A 23,581-nucleotide genomic window follows, 5' to 3' on the forward strand; every position below is an offset into this window, starting at 1 on the left:
TTTCACTCCTATATATCTTGAGGCAAAAGTTTTTTAGCCTTTTCTATCAGTTCCTTTAATTCCATGTTCAATTTTTCAATTTCTGAATCCAGTTCCTCAGGCTTTACATTCAATTTTGACAGTTCATCTAAAAGCTGTTGTTTTTGTTTTTGAAGTTCTTCTAGGCGCGCTTCAGCTTTATAGCGCATTGCCTTGGCCTTGTCTATTTTTTCTTTTAGTTCCTGTATTTCTTTTTCCGGATCCAAAATATACTACACTCCTTTTATTTATCCGCTTTAAGCATCTCAACTATAATTTTCTGAGCCGTCATGTCATCTATAGGATTTAAACAGGTGGGGCATTTGGACAGTTTTTTAAGAAGATGGGCGTAATACCTTGTCATAGAAGCTAAATTTTGCACCACCTGTTTCAGGTAATCCTGGCCTTTTTTTATCGAAACGTCTACGTCGCTTAGACTTTTTCTTATTGCATTTATCGATAAAAGCTTAGAATTCTTATAAATAATTTTCTCCATATAACTTTCCGTATCCATAATACGCGCGTAAATTTCCAACTGCCTGCTATGGTCTCTTATTTGTTCGTCAAGCAGAATCAATTTTTTGAGAATCTGGTCATATCTTTGAACTTTCTCTTTCAATTCTTCAATATTATTTAAAATATCCTGGGTTTTAAAAATATCTTCTGTTTTTTTTAAAAATCTTTCCATAAGGATTATTTGCCGTTCTGTTTCTCTTAGTCTGTCGTGTAAAACTGTTAATGTTTTTATTCTAGAACTATTATTTACAATCCCTCTATAGATAATTTCAGCATCCGCGGCGTGTTCCGTTGATTTTAAGATAAGACTGACTTCATTTATTCCCTGTACTGTAGGTTCGAGTCTCTGTTTTATTTCAGAAAACTTAATTAATAAGGTTCTTTTTTGCTTTATCTCCTCTAAAATAGCTTTAAGAGCAGTCATTATATTTTCAAGTTCGTGAAGGTCCTGATATTTTTTTAGTTCCTCTTTTAAATCTTGAATTTCGTTGTTTATCAATCTTTTGCGTTGTTCCGCCTCCATCAAGTCCTTTATGGTATTTCTCTGAGCTGCATCAATAATATGAACTCCTATCAGCTGCCCCAGGGCTTTGGCTCTGTTACTTCCGCTTTCTGAGACAAGAAAGGGAGCCTCCAGCTGTTCGGCTAAATTAACGGCAGATGTGGAATCCCTGTCGATATATATTTTGGGTATGCCGTGAGCCATGGTGATTTCATGAGGAACACTGTTGCCAAAACCTTCAAATATTTGTTCCTGGTCATGTTTTTTTAATATGTACCTATTTTTATTTCCGTCTCTTTCCCTTATAATTACGGTCCCATCGCTCATTTCGATAGTGACTGCACAATATTTACAGCCTACTGTAATGAAATCAGTTCCCCTGGGCTCATTATACAGAACCCATTTTAACGCACGTATGATAGCGCTTTTCCCCTGGTCCGTAGGGCCCAGTATTACTGTCAGCCCTTGATCCAGAAGGATTTCCGAGTTTTTGTGGGATTGGAAATTGACAAGTTTAATTCTTTTTATATAACTCAATTTATCTCACCTCAGGGGTAATCTTCTATCCGTTTTTGAGCCAATATTTCCTGAGCTTCTCCAATCCGCTTCAAAGCTTCTTTTACAACTTCATCCTTTATATTTTGCTGCATGGAAATCTCTTCTATAATTTTGCTTATATTTACCGAATTGTATTGACCGGTAGAATATATTCCCTGTACAAATTCAGCCAGCTTTTTCTCTCTAAATGCCATAGCCTGTACTTTTGTTCTGTCAAGGACTTCATCTCCCGGCAAGGCACACTTCAGATTTATTTCGTTAACTTTAATATTTTCAGTTATGTCAATCATAACGACCTTTGGCATCCTTGAAAGTTCATTTATGCTATTGTTTATTCTTACAAGGCTTCCGGGATTTATAAAATATTTACCATCGATCACTTTTGTATTAAAACCGGCATGATAATGACCTGCTAAAGTTATATCGGCCTGGGTGCCGGCAATTTCTTCTATGAGCGTATAAGACATGCCTTCAAAAAATGGTTTTTCAAGCAGCATACCATGGACCATATGTATCGCAAAATCAACATCATTGTTTTTATCTATCATATAGCTATGTCTTTTATTTTCTCCGTCGATTCCGTAAAAATAAGGTTGACCGGAAAGTTGAATCTTCCTTGGAGCATCTTCAAATATCAACTTTTCTCCCGGTTGAATCAATTTTATAAGACCCATACCATCCAGCAGACCCAACATTGTTCTGTTTATTGTGAGTGGATTTTGTCCATATATGTCATGATTCCCCGCCACAGCGTATACAGGTATTTGATATTTGTTTAACAGAATTACAAAGTCGCGTACCAATGCCGGAGATACATCAGGTCTGTCGAATATGTCTCCGCCGTGAAGTATGATATCAACTTTTTCTTCAATTGCTATATCAAAAACCTCTTTTATCTTTTTTTGTAGTGTTTCGATGAAATTATCCTTGCGGTTTTGCGGATTGGTTCCCCTGATGTGGCTATCTGTAAAAAATAAAAACCGCATCTTATGCCCCTTCTTTAGATTCTCCGGTTTTTTCTGGATCAGCCTTTACTAGATTGTATTTTTGTTTTACTTTTAACTCTATTGCTTTTAAAACATCCGGGTGCTCTTTCAGATATTGCTTTGCATTTTCTCTACCCTGACCTATTCTTTCTTTTTCATAAGCGTACCAAGCTCCGCTCTTTTGTATTATTCCCTCATCAGATGCGAAATCTAATATGCATCCTTCTTTTGAAATCCCTTCGCCGTAAATGATGTCAAACTCAGCTTGTCTGAAAGGCGGGGCTACCTTGTTCTTTACAACTTTTACCTTTGTCCTGCTGCCAAGCATTTCATCTCCCTGTTTTATTGTTTCGCTTTTTCGAACTTCCATCCGAACGGATGCATAGAATTTTAAAGCTCTTCCTCCCGGTGTTGTTTCAGGATTCCCAAACATTATTCCAACCTTTTCTCTTAATTGATTTATAAATATGGCGACTGTTTTGGATTTGCTGATGGCGCCCGCCAATTTCCTTAATGCCTGGGACATTAGCCTGGCCTGCAAACCCACATGCGCATCGCCCATTTCCCCGTCAAGTTCAGCTTTTGGAACCAGAGCCGCTACTGAATCAATCACTATTACATCCACCGCTCCGCTTCTAACCAGGGCTTCAGCAATTTCAAGAGCTTGTTCTCCGGTATCGGGCTGAGATATAAGTAAATTATCGGTATCAACACCAAGATTTTTCGCATAGACAGGATCAAGAGCATGCTCCGCATCAATGAAAGCGGCGGTACCACCTGCCCTTTGAGCTTCCGCGACAATATGCAATGCCACTGTTGTTTTTCCTGAGGATTCAGGGCCAAATATTTCCACAATTCTTCCCCTTGGGACTCCACCGACTCCCAGAGCTATATCCAGAGGCAGAGCGCCGGTGGGAATAACTTCCACATTGAATCTGGATTGAGCTTCGCCCAATTTCATAATAGAACCCTTCCCAAATTGTCTCTCAATCTGGGATAGAGCCATTTCCAGAGCCTTTTGCTTTTCAAGCATCTTTAATCCCCTCCAAACAATCGTTCATTTTAATTATAACTGGAATTTTTTAATGAGTCAAACACTTTTTTAGTGAGCATGCAAAAATATCTGAGTAAAGAGGACCTTCTTTTAAAAGCTCGCTTTTTACCAGGGATATCTTTTCTACCAAAAAAGAAGCTTCAAAATCTGGCAGAAAGTTTATATGACGTTTTAAATTCAATCCGGTTTTAAACCTGCCCAGAGTCAAATGTGGTGCAAATGGTTTTCTATCAAATTTTATACCAGATTTCTCGAGGCCGACATCAATTTCTTCTTTTAGACGATACAGCGAAGGAGTTTTTTCAACGCCAATCCAGAAAACCTTGGGTTCGCGCATATTTGGGAAAAATCCTGTACCTTTTAAATTTACGACAAATGGATCTAATTTATTTGAAGCAAGTTTCATTACCTCTGAAATTTGATTTATATTGTTCAATGAAATTTCACCTAAAAATGCAAGAGTAATATGAATATTATCGGATTTAACCCATTTTATGCCTTTAAACAAATCATCAGCAGATAATTTTTTTATATAAAATTCAATGTCTTTTTTTATAGCAGGTTCAAGTCCAATGGAAATGAAACATCTCATGCTATTCAACTTGTATTACCTCCATGGTTAAAAAATATTCGTTCCACCTGGAATCCTGCTTTCAGATTTGATATTTTTATTACATCGGAGGCTATAAGCCTGGCTTTTTGATTGTTTTGCGGCTTCTCAAAATACAGCACAACAGCCGAATACGGAATATCGCTATTTGTCTGAAATCCCCGGATACCAGCAGCTCCCGTAGTACCCGCATTTATAACGATACTATCTCTGCTTTCAAATATATTCAATTTATGGGTATGTCCGTTCAACATGACAGGGACTCGTCCTATTAAATTTTCGGTAATTTTGGGGTTGTGCACTGCCAGTATATCGGGTTTATTATGAGAAATATCGAGCCAGTCATTGATTATCATATTTTGTTCTATAATTTTCATTTCATCGGGCGGTTCGATATCCCCGTTTTTTGAGGCAGGATCGGAAAATCCCAATATATTGATACCGTCGACATTAATCATTTTCCCATCTAGAACGATTACGCTTTTGACCTTTTTTATCATATTTATAACACTTTGTGAATCGTGATTTCCTGGAATATAAATATATTTTACCGACAGCTTTCCAAGGTCCTTTATTATCAAATCTTCCAGCGCGGTGCCGTAATCGGTTATATCGCCGGTATCGATTATAAAGTCAACTTTGAAATTTTTAACCACCTGTTCCATAAAATCGTAAGCTGCCGGATTATTGTGGATATCGCTGACGTGCAGGACCCTGATAATTGCACTATTTCCTTCTATGGGATCGATGCTATCCATCTGTGAAAACACTATTGATATATTATCGGACATCTTTTTCAGCTGCTTGCCCAATTCATTTATCTGAGCATAACTCTTGTTTAAAAGGCCTATAATCCATGGGGCGGCTTTCAAAGTTCCTGAATATTCCGGTGTGTTAAAAGCATCAATGTCATAAGTAGCAAAAACTGATGTTAAGAGAAAAATTGCAATAAATAGACCTATAACTGAGCACAGTAATATTTCTTTATTTTTTAATCTAAAAACAATTCCTCCGAAAGCACCTCCAAAAAAACCCAGCAATATTGTCTTTGCGACCAGTATATAAAGGGTTTTACGAAGGTGTTTTTTAAATAACAGCACAAGTCCTTGTTTGTCCAAAGCCGAGTCCAGTATTGACTTTATAAAGTCAAGGTTTATATTTTGCAGTATAATCTCAATTTGTACAGGGGCTTTATGGGTGGCAGATTTAAGCACTCCAAGAGGCGGCAAGACAAAGGACGTAAGCCCCTTCCAGGAAAGTTTAAAATTTAAAATAAGTTCTACACCATTTGCATTCACAGTCAGACTGTCAAAAAAATGTATGAAAAAAAGAGAACATATTAAAGCGCCGACAATTTTAACTGCTTTTTTAAAATTCATTCAATCACCTGGACCTTTTGAGCATTTTCCTTATCATATGCAATGCCGCATCTGCCGAACGCTGCTTTATATCCATCCTATCACCGGTGAAAAGGTGTTTTTCAACAAGTAAGGTTTTTGAGTCTGCAAATCCGATATATACAAGTCCAACCGGTTTTTCAGGAGTTCCGCCTCCTGGCCCCGCTATTCCTGTTATGGATACTCCAATATCCGTTCCTGATATAACCCTTATTCCTTTAGCCATTTCTCCTGCCGTTTGCTCACTGACAGCCCCATATTTTTCGAGAGTTTCGGCTTTAACATATAATAAATCCTGTTTTGATTTGTTGCTATATGAAACTACGCCCCTATCAAAAACTTCAGATATGCCCGGAACATTTGTCAGTTTGTGAGCCAGAAGTCCTCCTGTACATGATTCGGCAATGGAAATACTTATTTTACCTGATATTAGCATCCTGGCAACTATATCTTCTATCTGTTCACCATCATATCCGTATAAATACTCTCCAACTCTTTTTTCTATCTCCTTTTCGACCGGACCAATCAATTTTTTTGCAGTTTCCAAATCCTGAGCTTTAGCTGTAATTCTTAGAGTAACCTCACCCATCTTAGCAAGAGGCGCGATGGTGGGATTGGACTGCCTGACAATTAAATCCTTTATTTTTTCTTCCAGTAGAGATTCTCCTATTCCATAAAATTTTAAAACTCTAGAAAATATGGTTTTTTTGCTCAATTTTGCCAGATAGGGTATTACCGATTCCACAAGCATCGGCTCCATTTCAAAAGGAGGACCGGGCAACATGATAATTATTTTTTCACCATATTTTAGCAGCACTCCTGGAGCTGTGCCTTTTTTATTTATAATAGGCACCGAACCTTCCGGGACGAGAGCTTGCTTATAGTTATTTTGCGTCATCGGTCTTTCTCTTTTTTTAAAGTAATCTTTAATCCTTTCCAGCGAAGGTTCATCAAGTACCAAGGGAAGGTTCAGAAACGATGCGACGGTTTCTTTTGTCAGGTCATCCATAGTAGGCCCGAGACCGCCGGTAAATATTATGATGTCTGAACGTTCCAGAGCAATTTTAAAGACCCGTTTAATCCTCTCTTCATTGTCTCCCACGCAGGTATGATAGAAAACATCAACTCCTATTTCCTGTAGTGCCTTTGATATGATCTGAGCATTGGTATTGCTGATTTGCCCCAAAAGTAATTCGGTACCTACAGCTATGGTTTCTGCTTTCACGCTATCACCTTCAAAATAGTTTTATATAGATTATTCGTGCTTTTTTTCCATAACCCTTCATTTTTTATAAAAAATCTTTGATTCCAAATCCTCGGGCACAAAGCCCGAGATTAAATCGGTAGATTTTTTGAAATGCGTTACGGAAAGCCATATATTAAGGAATATTTATGCTTTCCTACGCATTATAAAAAATCTTTGATTCCAAATCCTCGGGCACAAAGCTCGAGATTAAATCGGTAGATTTTTTGAAATGCGTTACGGAAAGCCATATATTAAGGAATATTTATGCTTTCCTACGCATTATAAAAAATCTTTATGCCGCTTTGAAATCTTTCAAATAATTTCTGAAGGTATCGCCGTCTATTTTTTCGTTATCTATTAAATATTCCGCTATCTTTTGCAATATATCTTTGTTTTCTTTCAATAGATTAAACACTCGATTTTTCTGAGCTGTCACAATATTGGTGATCTCTTTATGGAGCTCTTCGGGTGGAATAGTATCTCTATCTACCACTCCAAGTTTTGACATTCCTGAGAAGATCATCTTTTTTACAAGATTTACTGCCTGTTCAAAATCATTGGAAGCACCTGTGCTGCTGTTGCCAAACACTATTTCTTCTGCGGCCGCACCTGCCAGTGCCACAGATATTTGCGATTCAAGATACTGTCTTGTATATAAATAGATGTCATCATCCGATTTCTGCCTCATGTAACCGAGAGCCTGGCCTCTGGAAGTTATTGTAACTGTGGAAACGGAATTGGGATTAAACAATTCACTGATCAGAGCATGTCCACACTCATGAACTGCGATTCTTTTTCTTTCCTCATCAGTGGGTTTTCTGTTGAGTTTTTCACCCATTATGACTTTATCTATGGCTTCAATAAAATGCGCCTGCCGTATTTTATCCTCTTTAGCCCGCATCGCCAGTATTGCCGCTTCATTGCACAAGTTTTCCAAGTGAGCGCCGGAAAAGCCGAAGGTTTCTTTTGCTATTTTCTCCATATCCACATCATCGGCCAGTGGTTTATCCTTTGTGTAAAGTTTTAAAATCTCCAACCTTCCATCCTTATCCGGAAGGTCTACTTTCACTACTCTGTCAAACCTGCCCGGACGCAATATGGCTGGATCGAGTATATCGGGACGGTTTGTGGCTGCAATGACCAGAATATTCACGTCTTCGTTGGAAGAAATACCATCCATCTCGACAAGAAGCTGATTTAAAGTCTGGTCGTATTCAAGATGGCTGGTATGTTTACCACGGATTCCTGCAATAACTTCAATCTCATCAATAAATACAACTCCGTGTCTTTTTGACATCTTTCTTGCCAGGTTTCTGGCGCTTTCAAACAATTGTCTGACTCGTTGGGCTCCCACTCCGGCATACATTTCGATAAATTCACTTCCCGATGCGGATACAAAAACCGAATCTATATATGATGTTGCGGCTTTTGCCATCAGGGTCTTACCTGTACCCGGAGCGCCCGTAAGTAAAATTCCCCTGATGGGTCTGATTCCCATTTTTTTGACTTCCTCATAGTTTTTTATAAAATCCAGTGCTTCAATAAGTTCATTTTTAGCTACATCCTGACCGCCAATCTGTTCAAAAGTAATGTTGCTTTCTCCGACAATTACTTTTGAATTGGTTTTTATAAAATTAGTTTTATCAAGGAAGTTGTATAAAACATATGCAAATACCATCATTATTAAAAATGGTAGAACATTTATACCATTTATCATAAGGTATATTGTAAAACCTGCAAAAATACCTATACCCATCTCAAATAACATCGGTTCTCCATCTCCTTCCTAATCCGATTTTTTTATTATGCAGTAAAAGTACTGATTTTCATGTTTTAGCTTTATATATACATTTTTATGGTTTATATAAGATTTTATATATATTTTTTTTAAAGAGCCAATTTCATCAAGTTTTTTTTTCATATCTGTGTAATTACCTGTCTGTACAGCCTCATATACCACAAATTGGATATAATTTTCATAAGCGTCTTTTAAAACACTGTCCGGTTGATTAGTTATAACTATCGTGAACGGTTTGCCCTTCAGATTATAATTTACAGTATCATATAAATTATCATAAGCTTCCATGAAATTTTCGATATCTTTAAACTTAACAGAAACCACAATCTTTCCCATGTCGCTTTTCACATCCGCTTTTTCAATCCATGGTTTTTGTGATATGACGTTCACTAATGATTTTTCGATGGTATATTTTGCATATATCCACTGGGAGGAGAGCATTAAAATAAGCGATATGGACGTTATTACAGCGATTCGAATAAGTTTTGCCTTGTCGATGTCCAAAAAATTACACCCCTTTTGTTTACATAATATAATTATAGCATATTTGTATCGGTTTTGTCTTAAAAAGAAAAAGGCAAAACTCACAATGCCTTCAAAATCATTCTATAGTATAGCCTCGCCAATAAGGTCGTATTCCAGAGCTTTTACTATTTTCACAGTATAAAAAAGTCCCGGTTTACATGTACTGCAATTGAATCTTACTGTTCCGTCTACAAAAGGGGCATCCTTTTGTGAACGCCCAATAATAATATTTGATGAAGGATCAAAATGTTCTGCAAGAACCTCCAGCGTTTTCCCTTTCAGCCCTCGATTTTTCTTTCTTGAAATGGTTTTTTGCAGCATCATCAATTTATTATACCTTTTTTCTTTTATTATTTGTGGTATCTGGGGCGTTAAATCATATGCAGGAGTATTTTCTTCTCTTGAATATTGAAATGCTCCGACTCTATCAAATTCATACATCCGGATAAAATCCAGAAGTTCGTTAAATTCTTCTTCAGTCTCAGTGGGAAAACCCACTATAAAGGTGGTCCTGAGAGTGATATCGGGTATATATGCCCTTATTTTTTCTATTAATTCTTTGATAAAGCGGCTATCAGTCGGCCTGTTCATGAGCTTTAAAATGCGGTCGTTTATATGCTGCAGGGGTATATCTAAATATTTAACAACTTTACAACTATTTTTTATTGTTTCCAGCAGTTCATCATCGATGTTGCTGGGATATGCATACAAAATTCTAATCCAGAAGTTATCGCAGATTTTTTCCAGCTCTTTGAGCAATAATGTAAGAGACGGTTTACCGTAAATATCTATGCCATAATTTGAAGTATCCTGTGCTACCAGATTGATTTCTCTGATTCCCCGGGATACAAGGGTTTCCACTTCCTTTTTTATGGAATCAATATGTCTGCTTTTATAAGCCCCCTTTATTTGAGGTATTGCACAGTAAGTACAGCAGTTGTTACAACCTTCGGCAATTTTTACAAAAGCGAAAAAAGGATAAACCGTCAACCTGTTTTCAATGTCATAATCAAGAAAACTTTTATTTTGTGTTAAATTTATCCTTTCTTGATGTTTTCGTCGAACTATCTCATCAATCTTATTGAAGTCTCCTGTACCTATGACCGCATCTAATTCAGGTATTTCTGAAAGAAGTTCCCCACCATACCTTTGAGCAAGGCATCCTGTGGCGATAAGAAGTTTGCATTTTCCATGTCTTTTTAATTCAGCCATTTCAAGGATGGTGTCTATTGATTCTCGTTTGGCGGCTTCAATAAAACCGCAAGTATTTATTATTATCACATCGGCTTCATTCTCTTTGTTTGTAATAATATAACCGCATTTTTTAAGATTTCCCAGCATGAATTCCGAATCCACAAGGTTTTTATCACAGCCGAGCGAAATTAAACCCACTTTGATAGACACGTTTATCCTCCTTAATTATTTTACTCTGTAAGTATACAATATTTTGGCCGTAATGTAAATTTAAAAGGAGAGATTCAATCTCTCCTTTTAAAAATCAAATTCCTTGTTTCGCCTCCTATAATGCCAAAATCTTGTCCATTTACTTTTAATTTTATCACCTGCGGATTCCCTACTCTCATAACCAGATCTTCATCGGTAGTCCAACTTTTTGTATCTCCCTTTGTCAGTATGCCTTCATAATCCATCCTGTCACCTTTTTTAACCGAAATCCAGCATCTCCCCTGGATTGTTTCGACAACAACATCTATCGTTTTATCTTGAACGGTATATATTGTGTTATTCGATGTATCTTCCGCCACTTCAACAACAACCTTATCAATTTTTTCCAAAGTTTGTTCCGAAGTATCTTCCGAAATATTTACTTGTTGTTTTGAATCGGAGTTCTGTACAGGCTGCTGTAACTGATCTTGAACTTTAGCATTTGAATACCTGGCCGGTTTATTTTGAAAAGACTTGATACCATAAAACATTAAAGACGAAAATGCCAGTATCATCACTGTAACGCCTATGAACTTAAGATTTTGTCTTGTATGTACTTGCTTATATTCTAAGGGTTCAAGTTCAAAATTATTTGCTTCCAGAGGTTTGTTGTTCTCTTTGCCGCTGATTTTTCTATATTGCCGAAGTATTTCAGAAGGGGTCAAGCCGACAGCTTCAGCATAGCTTTTTAAGAATCCTTTTATATAGACGTCGCCGCCGGGGATTGCGGAAAATTCACCGTCTTCAATGGCCTGTAGATATTTCAGGCGAATTTTCGTATCCTTTTGGATCGATTCCAGTTGAATACCCTTTTCTTCTCTCGTTTTTTTTAGTAAATTTCCAAGCTCTTTACTGCTGCCGATTTCATGAATACCCTTATCCAATTTTACACCTCCTTATCTTATTGTGATATTTCCCAGGTAATAGCAAAATTAACATATATTAGGCATTTTTCGACTGTTCCCTTATCTTTAAGTGTTGAAATATCTTGCAAATTGTTCCTTTGTTATTAATATTTCCCTGGGCTTTGTCCCATCAAATCCGCCAATAAATCCCTTTTCTTCCATCCTGTCGATCAATCTGGCAGCTCTGGCATATCCGATGTGAAGCCTTCTCTGCAGCATTGAAATAGAAGCCTGCCCGCTATCGATTACTAGACTAAGAGCTTCTTTAAAAAGCTCATCGGTTTCTACATCTTTCTCCGCTTCTATTTCTTTGAACTCAGATAATGTTTTTTCATAAACCGGTTGCTTTTGCTTTTTTATATAATCCACAAGCTTTTCCACTTCCTCCTCGGAAATATAAGCTCCCTGAATCCTTATCGGTTTTGAGGCACCAACTGGGAAAAACAACATGTCTCCTTTTCCCAATAATTTTTCAGCTCCCGAGACATCCAAAATAGTCCTGGAATCAACTTGGGATGACACCGCAAAGGATATCCTGGATGGTATGTTGGCTTTTATCAATCCGGTTATTACATCTACAGAAGGTCTCTGCGTTGCCACTACCAGATGGATACCTGCGGCTCTAGCCATCTGGGCCAATCTGCAGATGCTGTCTTCCACTTCCTTTGGTGAAACTATCATCAGGTCCGCCAGTTCGTCTATTATTACAAGAATCTTCGAAAAAGGTGTGTCTGGGTTGAGTTCATTATATCTCGATATATCGCGCACCCCTTCTTTTGCAAAAGTCTGATACCTTTTTTCCATTTCAGAAACAATCCAGTTCAGTGCAGCAGCAGCTTTTTTTGCATCAGTTACCACCGGTGTCAACAAATGAGGTATATCGTTATATACGGTGAGTTCTACAACTTTCGGATCAATCAAAAGGAATTTAACTTCATGTGGGAAAGCTTTGCATAAAATGCTGGAAATAATTGCGTTAATACACACACTCTTCCCCGAACCCGTAGCTCCCGCAATAAGAAGATGTGGCATTTCCGCCAGATCCGCCACAACAGGATTCCCCCCAACATCTTTACCCAGGGCTATTGTCAATTTTGACGACGTCTTAAATTCCTGGGTTTCAATCACATCTCGAAGTAACACGCTTGAAACCCGCTTGTTGGGAACCTCTATGCCTATGGCTGCTTTGCCGGGAATTGGCGCTTCTATTCTAATATCGGGAGCAGCAAGGCTCAGAGCGATATCATCTGCTAAACTTACTATTCTGCTTACTTTTACTCCCGGCGAAGGCTGAATTTCAAATCTTGTGATGGCAGGGCCACAGCTGACCTGCATTACTTTTGCCTGAATCCCGAAACTCTCCAGCGTTTTTTCCAGGATCTGTGCATTATTCAAGAGCTCCTTTTCGCTAAAGGAGTTGGATTTCCCCGAACTTTTTTTAAGTAATGAAATCGGAGGCAGGTTATAGTTCAAATTGTTGGTCTCATTATTATGAATTATTATTGGTTCATCCGAAGAAACTGGCGCCGCAGGACTTTCCATGTTTTTTTCTTTGGGTTTTACGGACAGTGATTCAACATTCTTTATGCTCGTTTCAGATGTATTCAATACTTTTATTTTTTCATTGTTTTCACCCGGCGCAACTATGTTAATGCTTTTGATAAATATTTTACGCTTCACTTTGTCGATTAATACAGATATCGATATGCCCGTTGTCAAAATCAGACCTATAACAGTAAAAGTAGCCATTAAAATATATGAACCCGTATTTCCGAAAACGCCGAACAATACGGTCAGACCCATCTCGCCTAAGATTCCTCCGCCGGAGCCTTCAAGACCAAAATCGGCACTGTTATTCAACCGTTCCAGAAATTTCAGACCCTTCATAGATATATGCAATTCTATATGAATCATCCAGATGAGCATGAGAAGAATGATTAACAGGCCCATAATCCTCGGGGTCAACTCAGGATTTTTTCTTCTATAAAGGCAATAAATTCCCCATGAAATTATGAGAACCGGTATTACTATTGCAGCACTCCCCGAAAAGCCTCTTAAATATTTATTGACTAAAACTCCGACTATACCGACAGCATCGGTATATAAAGAAAAAATACCTATTATACCTGCGGATATCAGTAAAAGTCCGTATATTTCCCATCTTACCTCATTTTTTATATTTTGTAAAATTTTCCTCATACAATACACCTCTATTTTTTTATTCTCCACTTTTTCTAAAATTCCTTTTTAAATAAATAAAAAACAGGCTTTAAGCCTGCATAATCTTAAATTCTATGATTCTTCCCGGACAAAGTTCGCTTTTTAGATAATCCTGAGGATTGGTGCTTATCAGCCTCACTATTTTTCCATGATTTAAATCTAGAGGTTCTATTATCAATTTAATACCATCCAAATTTATCTCTTTATAATTGTATGCTTTGTCCATTCCCTCTAAGACCAGTTCAAGGGGCATAGCCGTATATAAAACCATTGGTTTACCCTCCCTGCTTTTTTTCTTTAATAAATTCTTCAAGTTTACTTACCGCTTTTCCTATACCTCCCACTTCATCAATGAGACCGCATTCCACCGCATCGCTTCCCACTAGAATTGTACCTATATCCCGAGCCAATTTTCCCGTGCTGAACATCAGTTCCCTGAATGAAGTTTCACTGATTTTGGAATGTTCTACCACGAATTTTATGACTCTATCCTGCATTTTATCTAGATACTCGTATGTTTGCGGCACTCCTATCACAAGACCCGTAAGCCTGATGGGATGAATGGTCATAGTCGCTGTCTCGGCTATAAAGGAATAGTCGCTGGCCACCGCGATAGGAACACCAATGCTGTGTCCTCCGCCCAGTATCAGTGAAACAGTAGGTTTAGTCATACTCACTATCATTTCCGCAATGGCAAGACCCGCTTCAACGTCACCGCCTACAGTATTTAGTATAACAAGCAGTCCTTTCACTTTTGAGTTTTGCTCTATAGCAACCAGTTGAGGGATAATATGTTCATATTTGGTGGTTTTGTTTTGAGGCGGCAGAACTATGTGCCCTTCAATTTGACCGACTATGGTGATACAATGAATATTGCTTTCCGATTTTGGAAGTTCCAGTTGCCCCAACTGTTGAATGGTATTCATTGAATCCGCTGGGGCTGCTTTTTCAAGTGAAGGCTGTAACGGAGCCTGCGGCGGTGTTTGAGTCTCATTTGAAGCATTGAATATACTTTTATATGAAATCATTCTTTTATTTTCTCCTTTCTGGAGGCAATATCAATACCAAAAAACCGCAGATGTAACAACATGCCTAGCGGTATGTTTGGTAAGTCGCACTCACCGTTTTCTTTTATATTCTTTGAAGATTTAAGCGAAATATACAAAAAAAGTATGACATAGTCATACTTCCATAATAATCGGCAAAATCATGGGTCTCCTTCTCGTTTGTTCGAAAAGGTACTTGCCCAATGTATCCCTTACTTGTGATTTTATAGTAGACCACTCGCTTATATCTTCATCCTGGCATTTCCTCAATGCCTGCTTAACTTTATCCCGGGCCTGTTCCATTAATTCTTCAGATTCCCTGACATAAACAAAACCTCTGGAAATTATATCTGGACCCGCTACGACTTCCGCAGTTTCTTTATCTATTGTAACCACGACAATCAATATTCCATCCTGTGAAAGCTGCTTACGATCTCTTAACACTATATTGCCTACATCTCCAACGCCCAGACCATCAACCAGAACTTTGCCTGCCGTAACTTTTCCTGCCATTCGTCCTGAATCCTGTGTAAATTCCAGTATTCTTCCATTTTCGGCAATAAAAATATTATCTTCCGGAATACCAACCTGTTTCGCAAGCTGAGCATGGTGTATCAGATGCCTGTACTCTCCGTGGACAGGGACAAAAAATTTGGGCCTTATGAGGTTCAGCATCAATTTTAATTCTTCCTGGCTGGCATGACCGGATACGTGAACGCCGGAGATGGCTTCGTAAATGACGTTTGCCCCCTGTTTAAAAAGGTGGTCGATAGTTCTGGCGACAAATTTTTCATTCCCCGGTATGGGAGTTGCTGAAATTAAAATAGTATCTCCCGGCACTATTTCCACTTTTTTGTGCTCTGACATGGCCATTCGTGTCAGAGCAGACATTGGTTCTCCCTGGCTGCCTGTGGTTATTATCACCACGCGTTCTTTGGGAAGTCGTGCAATTTCATCCAGCTCCACCATAAGACCTTTGGGAATTGAAAGGTATCCGAGGTCGAGTGCAATATTGACTACGTTTACCATGCTTCGGCCCACAACCGCTACCTTTCTTTCGAATTTGTAAGCAGAGTCGAAGATTTGCTGTATCCTGTGAATGTTGGATGCGAAAGTGGCTACTATAATCCTTCCGTTTGCCTTTTGAAATATTTCCTCTATGGTATTACCCACGACTTTTTCCGACATGGTGTAACCTTCTCGCTCTGCATTGGTGCTGTCGGACATGAGTACCAGCACGCCTTTTGAACCCAATTCCGCAAACTTGTGGAGGTCGGCTATGCGACCGTCAACGGGGGTTTGATCAAGTTTAAAATCTCCTGTGTGACATATAACGCCGACAGGAGTATGAATTGCAAGACCTACTGCATCGGGAATACTGTGGTTTACTCTGATAAAATCCACAGTAAAACTCCCTATTTGTACCGTTGCCGGCGGTTTCACGATATTCATTGCAACTGTTTTTTTAAATTTTGTTTCTTTTAACTTTCCATCCACCAGACCAAGCGTCAACCTGGTTCCATATATGGGGACATTGATTTGTTGCAACACGTATGGTAGAGCCCCTATATGATCTTCATGCCCGTGGGTTATAACTATACCTTTAATATTTTCTTTGTTCTCAATAAGATAAGTAATATCCGGAATCACCACATCAATACCGAGCATCTCTTCTTCAGGAAACATCAGGCCGGAATCTATAACAATAATTTCTTTATCATATTGAACTACGGTCATATTCTTACCTATTTCTCCCATACCACCTAGAGGTATTATTTGAAGTTTTTGTCCGTTTTTTGACAATAAAAAAGCACCTCCAAAGCCGAACAATCATGTTTTACATTTAAAACTTCCACTATAACTTCCACAATTTTTTAGAGTTCTGGTTGTCTATTTCAAGAATAACAATATCCGGACCTATTTTTCTTATAGAATCCCATGGAACTTCTGTAAAATTTTTTTCACTTAAAAGAAAAAATTGCGTTCTCTTATTCGGTATCAATAAATAAATTATTTTGCCGTCATTTTCATCAATTACCAGATCGGAACTTCCTATAACTCCCATGCGCGCTCCATCATATAGATTCACAATTTCCTTCCCGCTCAATTCGCTCAGTCTCATATTTATTACCTCCCTTTATAATGCGTAGGAAAGCAAAGATATACCTTAATATAGGGCTTTCCGTTATGTATTTAAAAAAAGCTACCACTGTTTAATTGGGTTTATAATGAAAGCCTTTTTATATTTTATGATTCAAGAGGTAATAAAATGCAACCTATATACCGGTGTGCCCAAACCCCCCATCGCCCCTGTGGGTTTCAGCCAATTCGTCTTTTTCAATAAGATGAACTCTTGAAACACCGGAAATGACCAGTTGAGCTATTCTGTCACCTCTCTTTAACGAAAATCTCTGTTTCCCTAAATTAATAAGGATTACTTTTATTTCTCCCCGATAATCGGAGTCAATAGTCCCCGGACTGTTTAATAATGTCACTCCATATTTTGCAGCAAGTCCGCTTCGCGGTCTTACCTGTGCTTCATATCCTAAAGGAAGTTCGATTTTTATACCGCACGGTATTATTTTATATTCGCCGGGCTCGATGAATACTTCATCAAAAATATTAGCCGCAAGATCCATGCCTGCAGCCTGAGGGGTCATGTATCTCGGAAGGGGAATATCCTCAGCCCCTTTGACTCTGGTTATCGCCACTTTTACCTCATCCAATGGATTGCTCGCTCCCTTTTTCGTAGATATTGTGTTTCTCCATATCAAAGTTTACCATACATCGCCTCATATCCACAAATATCTCATCTTCTCTGTGATAAACTCTGGGCAGGTTATAACAAAGATTTACCTTACGGGTGAATATTTCTACCTGGTCGCCAATAGATATGTCATCTTTCATGTCTGTTATATCCACCATGCAATTCTGCATACCTATTTTACCTATAATATTAAATTTCCGGTTTTTGATCCTTACTTTCCTATCCTGGCATGTTATCCCAAAACCGTACATTAACTGTTTTAGAAAAATTTTAAATCCATCCAGGAAACCGTTGGGCTGTGACACTGAAAGTCCAAGACCTTCGTAATACCCAAAAGGTATTACTGCTATAGTAGTGGGTCTTTTTGTCATATATTTATTACCATAACCAACGTTATGACCTTCAGGCAGATTTTTGATAAATATAATCTTTGAAAAAACTCTTGCTGGTTTTTTTATGTTCAAATTACCGGATGGACAAAGACCGTACATTAGATTGCCTATGCGCACCATATCCAGATGCATTTCAGGATATTGTATGGCTGCCGCGCTGTTGCATACATGACAAAATGGAATAATAAAGCCGGCCTCCCGAATTCGATTTGTTACATCTTTAAATTTTTGAAATTGATTCCGTGTAATGGTTGCGGAAGATGGCGAAGAAAAATGTGTATAAATTCCTTCAATATTTACGGCTTTAAAATCTGAATATACTATTTTAACAAATTCAAGTGCATGTTCCGGCAGTATTCCAAATCTACCGAATCCCGTATCCACTTTAATATGAACTGAGGCGCTTGTATTTAACCGCTTTGCAGCTTCATGAATGGCTTGTACTACATCGAGTGAACAAGCGGTCACGGCAAGGTTAAATTTTACAGCCTCTTCGGCCTGCTCGGGCAATATTGTATTAAAAACCAGAATCGGAGCTTCGATGCCGTTTTTCCTTAAAAGTATGCCTTCATCCATATCAGAAACCCCGATATAATCTGCGCCGCTATCAAGCGCGGTCAAAGCCACCGGGACAATTCCGTGACCATATGCGTCGGCTTTAACCACAGCCAGCATCTTTGTTTTACCAATGAAATCCTTTATAATTTTTATATTGTTTGATAATACGTCCAGATCAATATATACCCATGATGTTAGATTTTCCACAGTGAGGTACCTTTCAAAATATAATGTTTAAATAAAGTATACATGAAATATAACATTATTTCAACTTAAAATTATTCTCAGATCGTGTCAAGTATTTTTAGGTTTTTTTTGAAAAAGACTCACCATCATATTGCGGATGAGAATGTATTTAACTTAAACTCAGGGCCGACCTTGACATGGAGCCTCGCACCCATGTTTCCTTGGGGCCAGAGGGCCACCCAGCTTCGCTTTAGTGGCCCGAGCCGTTGAAGGCTAACATGGGCATTCTCCATGTCAAGGGTCTTCGCTACGCTACGATGAACGGCCCTTTAAATCATGCATTGCGACAATAAAGATTTTATAGCCATGCTTGTAAATGTCTTTTTGTTTAACAGAATGGGCAGGTTTGTTATGGTCCCATATATTGATTGAATCTTTTTGAGCTGCTGTTTTGCTTTATATAGGGTTTGCTTTGGTAGTTCAATCGGTTTTAAGGCTTCATATTGCTGTTTTAATATGGCATCTTTGAGTGATATATCGTTTGCTTTTATTGCTCTTAATTGGGCCATTTTGTGGGCTCCGTCCTTGCTCCATGCAATGGGTCCTCGGGAGAGTCTTTCTGAAAGTACATGGCTTACATGGCTTTCTGCACTGCAGCCTGCTATTTCATTTTTGTAAAGGCTGTATGAACATATTCCATTCCAGTTGTTATTGATATAGGCCTGGCATTTTGTTACGGGGTTTTCAGGGTTTTTTAGCCCGAGTTCATTATATTTTTGTGTTAATATTTCATTGACTTTTTCTCTATCTGTTTTTAAAATGGCTTTCCATAATGCTTTTTTGGAGTTTTTGTCGTCTTTTAGAGCCGCTGTTATGTATTTCTGAAGGTGGAAAAGGTCTAATACGTATATGGCATTGGGCAGGTATTTTGCTCCGAATTTTATCCATTCGGCTCCGTCTCCCGATATGTATATGCGCTTTATTTGGTCTTCGTCATAGGTGTTTGTGATGTACTCCCAGACCTGTTTCCATAGGTCTTCTATTTTTTCTTTCTCGTAAACTCCGGAAAAGTATACGGGATTTTTTAATTCATTTCTGCCTTTTGTTATTGTTTGTTTTCCTTCATGAACGTATATTAGTTTGACCATGCCGGCTTTGCCGTTTTGAAGGTGAATGTGATCTTCATCGGCTTCTATGTATAGAGTCTGTATTTGTTTCTTCTTCTTCGGTTTTTCGTAGGCTTGAAGGTTGTCGATTTTTCTTAATGTGTTCATTACTGTTTGACGGCTGATGTTGCAGTTTGCCCCGCCCCTTTTGAGTTCCTGGGTGCTCTTTTGGTATGAGAGTATCGTGGAAAGATCTGTTATATCAGCTTTTAGGGCAGCATCTATCCTCTCATATTTTTGTATACCCGCTGCTTTGTCTGTAAGGTATGCGGTTTCCCCTGATTGTTTATTTTTATAGTACCGCCTTTGATATGTGACATCTCCAAATGCTGTTGTTACTGTCCTTTGACAATCTTTTTGAACCACCACCCAGTTTTTCCTTTGTTGTTTGTCTTTATATATTTTTTTATCAAGTTCATTAAGTACTTCTGTACAGATTTCCCGCCCCAGCTCATTTAGCAGTTTTCGCAGTTCCGCTTCAAATTCTGGATAGGTGCATTTGCCATCCAGTAATTCAATTATTTTTTCTACAACAAGCAGGAATTTTTGTAATACAAGTTGAATTATTCTCATATAGACCTCACCTTTCTGTTGAGTTTTTAACTCATCCTGTTGGAGGATGGTGAGGTCTTTTTTCTACGTACGCCTGCCGTTTTCCTGCTTTTTGACCTAATAAAATTTTACACTATCTATTCTCAAGCGTTTATTCTCCCGATAAAAGCCCGGTCACTGATGTTATCATGTATCCCTGATTTTGTAAATTGTCGATAACCACGGGCATGGCTCTTACGGTATCTTCAGTAGGATGCATTAATACGATTTTCCCATTGTCCGCGTTCACTAATATTTTTTTCACGATATAATCCACACCAGGCTTTTTCCAATCGATAGTGTCGATGGACCACATAATAAGCTTATAATTTAAAGATTCGGCAGCTTTCAATGTAAGTTCAGAAAATTCGCCATAAGGCGGTGCAAATAGTACCGTTTTTTTACCGGTGATTTTCTCTATTGCTTTTTCGGCATCTGTTATTTCGTTAATATTCTGTTCAAACGATAACTTCGCGTGATGAGCATGACTGTATCCATGATTGCCAATTTCATGTCCTTTAGCATCTATCAATCGCAATAATTCCGGATTTTTTTCCGCCCATCGCCCTTCTACAAAAAATGTTATTTTCACATTCTTATCTTCAAAAACCTGCAAAAGAGATGGTATAAACTCATTACCCCATGCCACATTGCATGTAAAAGCTATTGCTTTCTTATTGCTTTTTACTTCGTATATGGGCCTGTATTTTGAAATAGTTTCCACATGTCCCGGAGTGGAAGATTTTAGCATTGCCCATGTGGCAATGGAAATAAAAATCACAATAAAGCCTATAAATCTTCTGGACACTTTAAAAGTATAAAATCTCATACACTTTTCGCCTGCCTTTTTTGTTCTTAATAAAATATTATTTCCTCAGGCGAATTTTATGATAAAAAAACATAAACCGATTTTATTCGGTTTATGCTTCCGACTTGTTCTTTGTTGATATATCACTCAACGCATCTTTATGGGAAAGGTTTATTCTGCCCTGCTTATCGATATCTGTCACTTTAACCAGTATTTCATCTCCGACCTTTACTACATCTTCCACTCGCTTGACTCGTTCTTTTGACAGCTTGGAAATGTGGATCAAACCTTCCTTGCCCGGCAATATTTCGGTAAAAGCTCCGAAATTGGTAATCCGCAGCACTTTGCCCAAATAAATTTTCCCCACTTCCACATCTTGAGTCAATTTATTTATTATATCAACGGCTTTTTTACCTGCATATTCGTCCGGCGTGGCAATATATATTCTTCCATCATCCTCAATATCGATTTTAGCGCCGGTTTCGGCTATAATCCTGTTTATCGTTTTGCCTCCGGGACCGATTACTTCTCTGATCTTGTCGGGATCAATCATCATTGTATATATCCTCGGCGCATAGGGCGAAAGTTCTTTTCTGGGCTCATTTATTACTGCAAGCATTTTATCCAGGATGAACAAACGACCTTCACGGGCTTGTTGAAGCGCCTGTTTCAGTATTTCTTCATCAATACCCTTTATTTTTATATCCATTTGAATAGCCGTAATTCCCCTGGCAGTACCTGCGACTTTGAAATCCATATCTCCCAGGAAATCTTCCATGCCCTGGATATCAGTTAAAATCGTTATTTTATCATCCTGTTTTATTAAACCCATAGCAACACCGGCTACAGGCGCTTTTATTGGTACTCCGGCATCCATTAAAGCCAGGGTGGACCCGCAAACACTAGCCATTGAAGTGGAACCGTTTGAACTCAAGACTTCAGAAACAAGCCTTATAGTATATGGAAATTTTTCTTCCGATGGAATCATGGGCTCAAGTGCTCTTTCCGCCAGCGCGCCATGCCCAATTTCTCTGCGTCCAGGTCCTCTAAGGACTTTTGTCTCTCCGGTACTGTAAGGAGGAAAATTATAATGGTGCATATATCTTTTTGATTCTTCTATGCCAAGACCATCCAGTATCTGTACGTCTCCCAGGGCTCCAAGAGTGGCCACTGTAAGTACCTGTGTCTGTCCGCGAGTAAATAATCCTGATCCGTGAGTCCTGGGAAGGATGCCGACCTCGCATGATATGGGTCTTATCTGAGTGCTGGTTCTGCCATCTGGCCTGATGCCTTCATAAGTTATCATTTTTCTGACTTCTTCTTTTAATATATCATATAGAACATCGGCAATTTCCTTTTCTTTTTCTGGATAAATCTCCTGAAAGTGCTGCAGCGTGTCTTCGTTAATTTTCTCGATATATGCCTCGCGCTCCTGTTTGTCATATATCTTTATGGCGTTTAAAATTTCCGCAGTGGCAAATTCCCTTACGTCTCTTACCAGATTTTCATCGATCTCTTCAATAGGAATTTCCATTTTGGGTTTTCCTATTTTACTTACTATCATTTCCTGAAATTCTACCAGTTTTTTGATCTGTTCGTGACCGAACATAATGGCTTTTAACATCTCTTCTTCCGTTACTTCATCGGCTCCCGCTTCCACCATGAGCACCGCATCTTTTGTCCCTGCCACCACCAGCCTCAAACGGCTTTTTTCCGTTTCAGCAACGGTGGGATTTATCACATACTTTCCATCAATCATCCCTACGGAAACCGCTCCAACCGGTCCTTCAAAAGGAATGTCGGAGATGCACAAAGCCAGCGAAGCTCCGTTTATTGCGGCAATGTCCGGGGTATTGTCCTGGTCGACCGACAATATTGTTGCAATTACCTGCACATCATTTCTGAAACCCTTCGGAAAAAGCGGTCTTAAAGGTCTGTCTATAACTCGTGCAGATAAAATGGCTTTTTCACTGGGTTTTCCTTCCCGCTTAATAAAACCTCCGGGAATCTTTCCAACAGCATAAAGCCTCTCTTCATAATCTACGGTTAAAGGTAGAAAGTCCACCCCTTCCCTCGGCTTTTTGGAAGCAGTAGCTGTTGCAAGTATCACTGTGTCACCATACCTGATGACAACTGATCCATTTGCCTGCTGGGCCAGCTTGCCGGTCTCAACTGTCAGCTTTCGACCGGCTATTTCTGTAGTAAATCGTTCCAAGAAATCACTCCTCCTTTATATAAAAGAATCTTTGATTTTAAATCCTCGGGCACAAATCCCCAGGTATTAAGCGG

21 protein-coding genes are annotated in these 23,581 nt (G+C 38.6%); all 21 read right to left on the bottom strand.

From position 1 onward, the window contains the following. Window positions 1–8 precede the first annotated feature (8 nt). On the bottom strand, window positions 9–245 hold the full coding sequence (locus AC6I1H_RS00120; protein ID WP_497739036.1) for a hypothetical protein: 237 nt from the start codon (window positions 243–245) through the stop codon (window positions 9–11). A 17-nt stretch (window positions 246–262) separates the two neighbouring features. Continuing rightward, window positions 263–1,573 (bottom strand): AAA family ATPase, encoded by a 1,311-nt coding sequence (locus AC6I1H_RS00125; protein WP_497739037.1) that lies wholly within the window; start codon window positions 1,571–1,573, stop codon window positions 263–265. 11 nt (window positions 1,574–1,584) lie between these two features. Continuing rightward, the gene (locus AC6I1H_RS00130) at window positions 1,585–2,580 is read right to left on the bottom strand and encodes a metallophosphoesterase family protein (RefSeq protein WP_497739038.1); all 996 of its coding nucleotides are present in this window, start codon (window positions 2,578–2,580) and stop codon (window positions 1,585–1,587) included. 1 nt (window position 2,581) lies between these two features. Continuing rightward, the gene (recA, locus tag AC6I1H_RS00135) at window positions 2,582–3,613 is read right to left on the bottom strand and encodes a recombinase RecA (RefSeq protein WP_497739039.1); all 1,032 of its coding nucleotides are present in this window, start codon (window positions 3,611–3,613) and stop codon (window positions 2,582–2,584) included. Window positions 3,614–3,662: 49 nt separating this feature from the next. Next, window positions 3,663–4,226: an RNA 2',3'-cyclic phosphodiesterase gene (thpR, locus tag AC6I1H_RS00140; RefSeq protein ID WP_497740866.1), complete on the bottom strand. Its 564-nt coding sequence runs from the start codon at window positions 4,224–4,226 to the stop codon at window positions 3,663–3,665. Between the two features lie 5 nt (window positions 4,227–4,231). Further along, window positions 4,232–5,623 (bottom strand): metallophosphoesterase family protein, encoded by a 1,392-nt coding sequence (locus tag AC6I1H_RS00145; RefSeq protein ID WP_497739040.1) that lies wholly within the window; start codon window positions 5,621–5,623, stop codon window positions 4,232–4,234. 4 nt (window positions 5,624–5,627) lie between these two features. Beyond that, complete coding sequence (locus AC6I1H_RS00150; RefSeq protein ID WP_497739041.1) at window positions 5,628–6,866, bottom strand: competence/damage-inducible protein A; 1,239 nt, start codon at window positions 6,864–6,866, stop codon at window positions 5,628–5,630. Between the two features lie 313 nt (window positions 6,867–7,179). Further along, the gene (locus AC6I1H_RS00155) at window positions 7,180–8,655 is read right to left on the bottom strand and encodes an AAA family ATPase (protein WP_497739042.1); all 1,476 of its coding nucleotides are present in this window, start codon (window positions 8,653–8,655) and stop codon (window positions 7,180–7,182) included. A gap of 18 nt (window positions 8,656–8,673) precedes the next feature. Further along, a complete protein-coding gene (locus tag AC6I1H_RS00160; RefSeq protein ID WP_497739043.1) occupies window positions 8,674–9,189 on the bottom strand; it encodes a hypothetical protein in 516 nt (171 codons plus the stop codon). Between the two features lie 102 nt (window positions 9,190–9,291). Then, entirely contained in the window at window positions 9,292–10,614 is a 1,323-nt protein-coding gene (rimO, locus tag AC6I1H_RS00165) for a 30S ribosomal protein S12 methylthiotransferase RimO (RefSeq protein WP_497739044.1), read from the bottom strand. A 74-nt stretch (window positions 10,615–10,688) separates the two neighbouring features. Beyond that, the gene (locus AC6I1H_RS00170; protein ID WP_497739045.1) at window positions 10,689–11,537 is read right to left on the bottom strand and encodes a helix-turn-helix domain-containing protein; all 849 of its coding nucleotides are present in this window, start codon (window positions 11,535–11,537) and stop codon (window positions 10,689–10,691) included. Between the two features lie 87 nt (window positions 11,538–11,624). Then, a complete protein-coding gene (locus AC6I1H_RS00175; RefSeq protein ID WP_497739046.1) occupies window positions 11,625–13,757 on the bottom strand; it encodes an FtsK/SpoIIIE family DNA translocase in 2,133 nt (710 codons plus the stop codon). A gap of 70 nt (window positions 13,758–13,827) precedes the next feature. Next, the gene (locus AC6I1H_RS00180) at window positions 13,828–14,049 is read right to left on the bottom strand and encodes a YlzJ-like family protein (protein WP_497739047.1); all 222 of its coding nucleotides are present in this window, start codon (window positions 14,047–14,049) and stop codon (window positions 13,828–13,830) included. A 4-nt stretch (window positions 14,050–14,053) separates the two neighbouring features. Then, on the bottom strand, window positions 14,054–14,704 hold the full coding sequence (locus AC6I1H_RS00185; RefSeq protein ID WP_497740868.1) for a ClpP family protease: 651 nt from the start codon (window positions 14,702–14,704) through the stop codon (window positions 14,054–14,056). Between the two features lie 255 nt (window positions 14,705–14,959). Continuing rightward, window positions 14,960–16,627 carry a ribonuclease J gene (locus AC6I1H_RS00190; protein ID WP_497739048.1) on the bottom strand — a complete coding sequence of 556 codons (1,668 nt, stop codon included), beginning with the start codon at window positions 16,625–16,627 and terminating at the stop codon, window positions 14,960–14,962. 52 nt (window positions 16,628–16,679) lie between these two features. Continuing rightward, entirely contained in the window at window positions 16,680–16,946 is a 267-nt protein-coding gene (locus AC6I1H_RS00195) for a YlmC/YmxH family sporulation protein (protein WP_497739049.1), read from the bottom strand. A 154-nt stretch (window positions 16,947–17,100) separates the two neighbouring features. Then, window positions 17,101–17,550, bottom strand: coding sequence for a dUTP diphosphatase (gene dut, locus AC6I1H_RS00200; RefSeq protein ID WP_497739050.1), 450 nt, complete (start codon window positions 17,548–17,550; stop codon window positions 17,101–17,103). Continuing rightward, window positions 17,543–18,748 (bottom strand): alanine racemase, encoded by a 1,206-nt coding sequence (gene alr, locus AC6I1H_RS00205; RefSeq protein WP_497739051.1) that lies wholly within the window; start codon window positions 18,746–18,748, stop codon window positions 17,543–17,545. Before alr ends, dut begins: the two co-directional genes overlap by 8 nt. Window positions 18,749–19,056: 308 nt before the next feature. Beyond that, window positions 19,057–20,466 (bottom strand): ISLre2 family transposase, encoded by a 1,410-nt coding sequence (locus AC6I1H_RS00210; RefSeq protein ID WP_497739052.1) that lies wholly within the window; start codon window positions 20,464–20,466, stop codon window positions 19,057–19,059. Window positions 20,467–20,596: 130 nt separating this feature from the next. Continuing rightward, window positions 20,597–21,313: a polysaccharide deacetylase family protein gene (locus AC6I1H_RS00215; RefSeq protein ID WP_497739053.1), complete on the bottom strand. Its 717-nt coding sequence runs from the start codon at window positions 21,311–21,313 to the stop codon at window positions 20,597–20,599. Window positions 21,314–21,404: 91 nt separating this feature from the next. Next, window positions 21,405–23,507, bottom strand: a complete 2,103-nt coding sequence (locus tag AC6I1H_RS00220; protein WP_497739054.1) for a polyribonucleotide nucleotidyltransferase — start codon at window positions 23,505–23,507, stop codon at window positions 21,405–21,407. Between the last annotated feature and the right edge of the window lie 74 nt (window positions 23,508–23,581).

This window comes from Biomaibacter sp. TOL, from assembly GCF_059717795.1.

What these genes read in the sequence shown, in the direction of transcription:
- thpR (WP_497740866.1), bottom strand. Translation starts at nt 4,226, where the DNA reads ATGAGATGTTTCATTTCCATTGGACTTGAACCTGCTATAAAAAAAGAC.
- AC6I1H_RS00155 (WP_497739042.1), bottom strand. Translation starts at nt 8,655, where the DNA reads ATGTTATTTGAGATGGGTATAGGTATTTTTGCAGGTTTTACAATATAC.
- AC6I1H_RS00180 (WP_497739047.1), bottom strand. Translation starts at nt 14,049, where the DNA reads ATGGTTTTATATACGGCTATGCCCCTTGAACTGGTCTTAGAGGGAATG.
- AC6I1H_RS00130 (WP_497739038.1), bottom strand. Translation starts at nt 2,580, where the DNA reads ATGCGGTTTTTATTTTTTACAGATAGCCACATCAGGGGAACCAATCCG.
- AC6I1H_RS00195 (WP_497739049.1), bottom strand. Translation starts at nt 16,946, where the DNA reads ATGAGACTGAGCGAATTGAGCGGGAAGGAAATTGTGAATCTATATGAT.
- AC6I1H_RS00185 (WP_497740868.1), bottom strand. Translation starts at nt 14,704, where the DNA reads ATGAATACCATTCAACAGTTGGGGCAACTGGAACTTCCAAAATCGGAA.
- AC6I1H_RS00210 (WP_497739052.1), bottom strand. Translation starts at nt 20,466, where the DNA reads ATGAGAATAATTCAACTTGTATTACAAAAATTCCTGCTTGTTGTAGAA.
- recA (WP_497739039.1), bottom strand. Translation starts at nt 3,613, where the DNA reads ATGCTTGAAAAGCAAAAGGCTCTGGAAATGGCTCTATCCCAGATTGAG.
- AC6I1H_RS00175 (WP_497739046.1), bottom strand. Translation starts at nt 13,757, where the DNA reads ATGAGGAAAATTTTACAAAATATAAAAAATGAGGTAAGATGGGAAATA.
- AC6I1H_RS00145 (WP_497739040.1), bottom strand. Translation starts at nt 5,623, where the DNA reads ATGAATTTTAAAAAAGCAGTTAAAATTGTCGGCGCTTTAATATGTTCT.
- AC6I1H_RS00215 (WP_497739053.1), bottom strand. Translation starts at nt 21,313, where the DNA reads ATGAGATTTTATACTTTTAAAGTGTCCAGAAGATTTATAGGCTTTATT.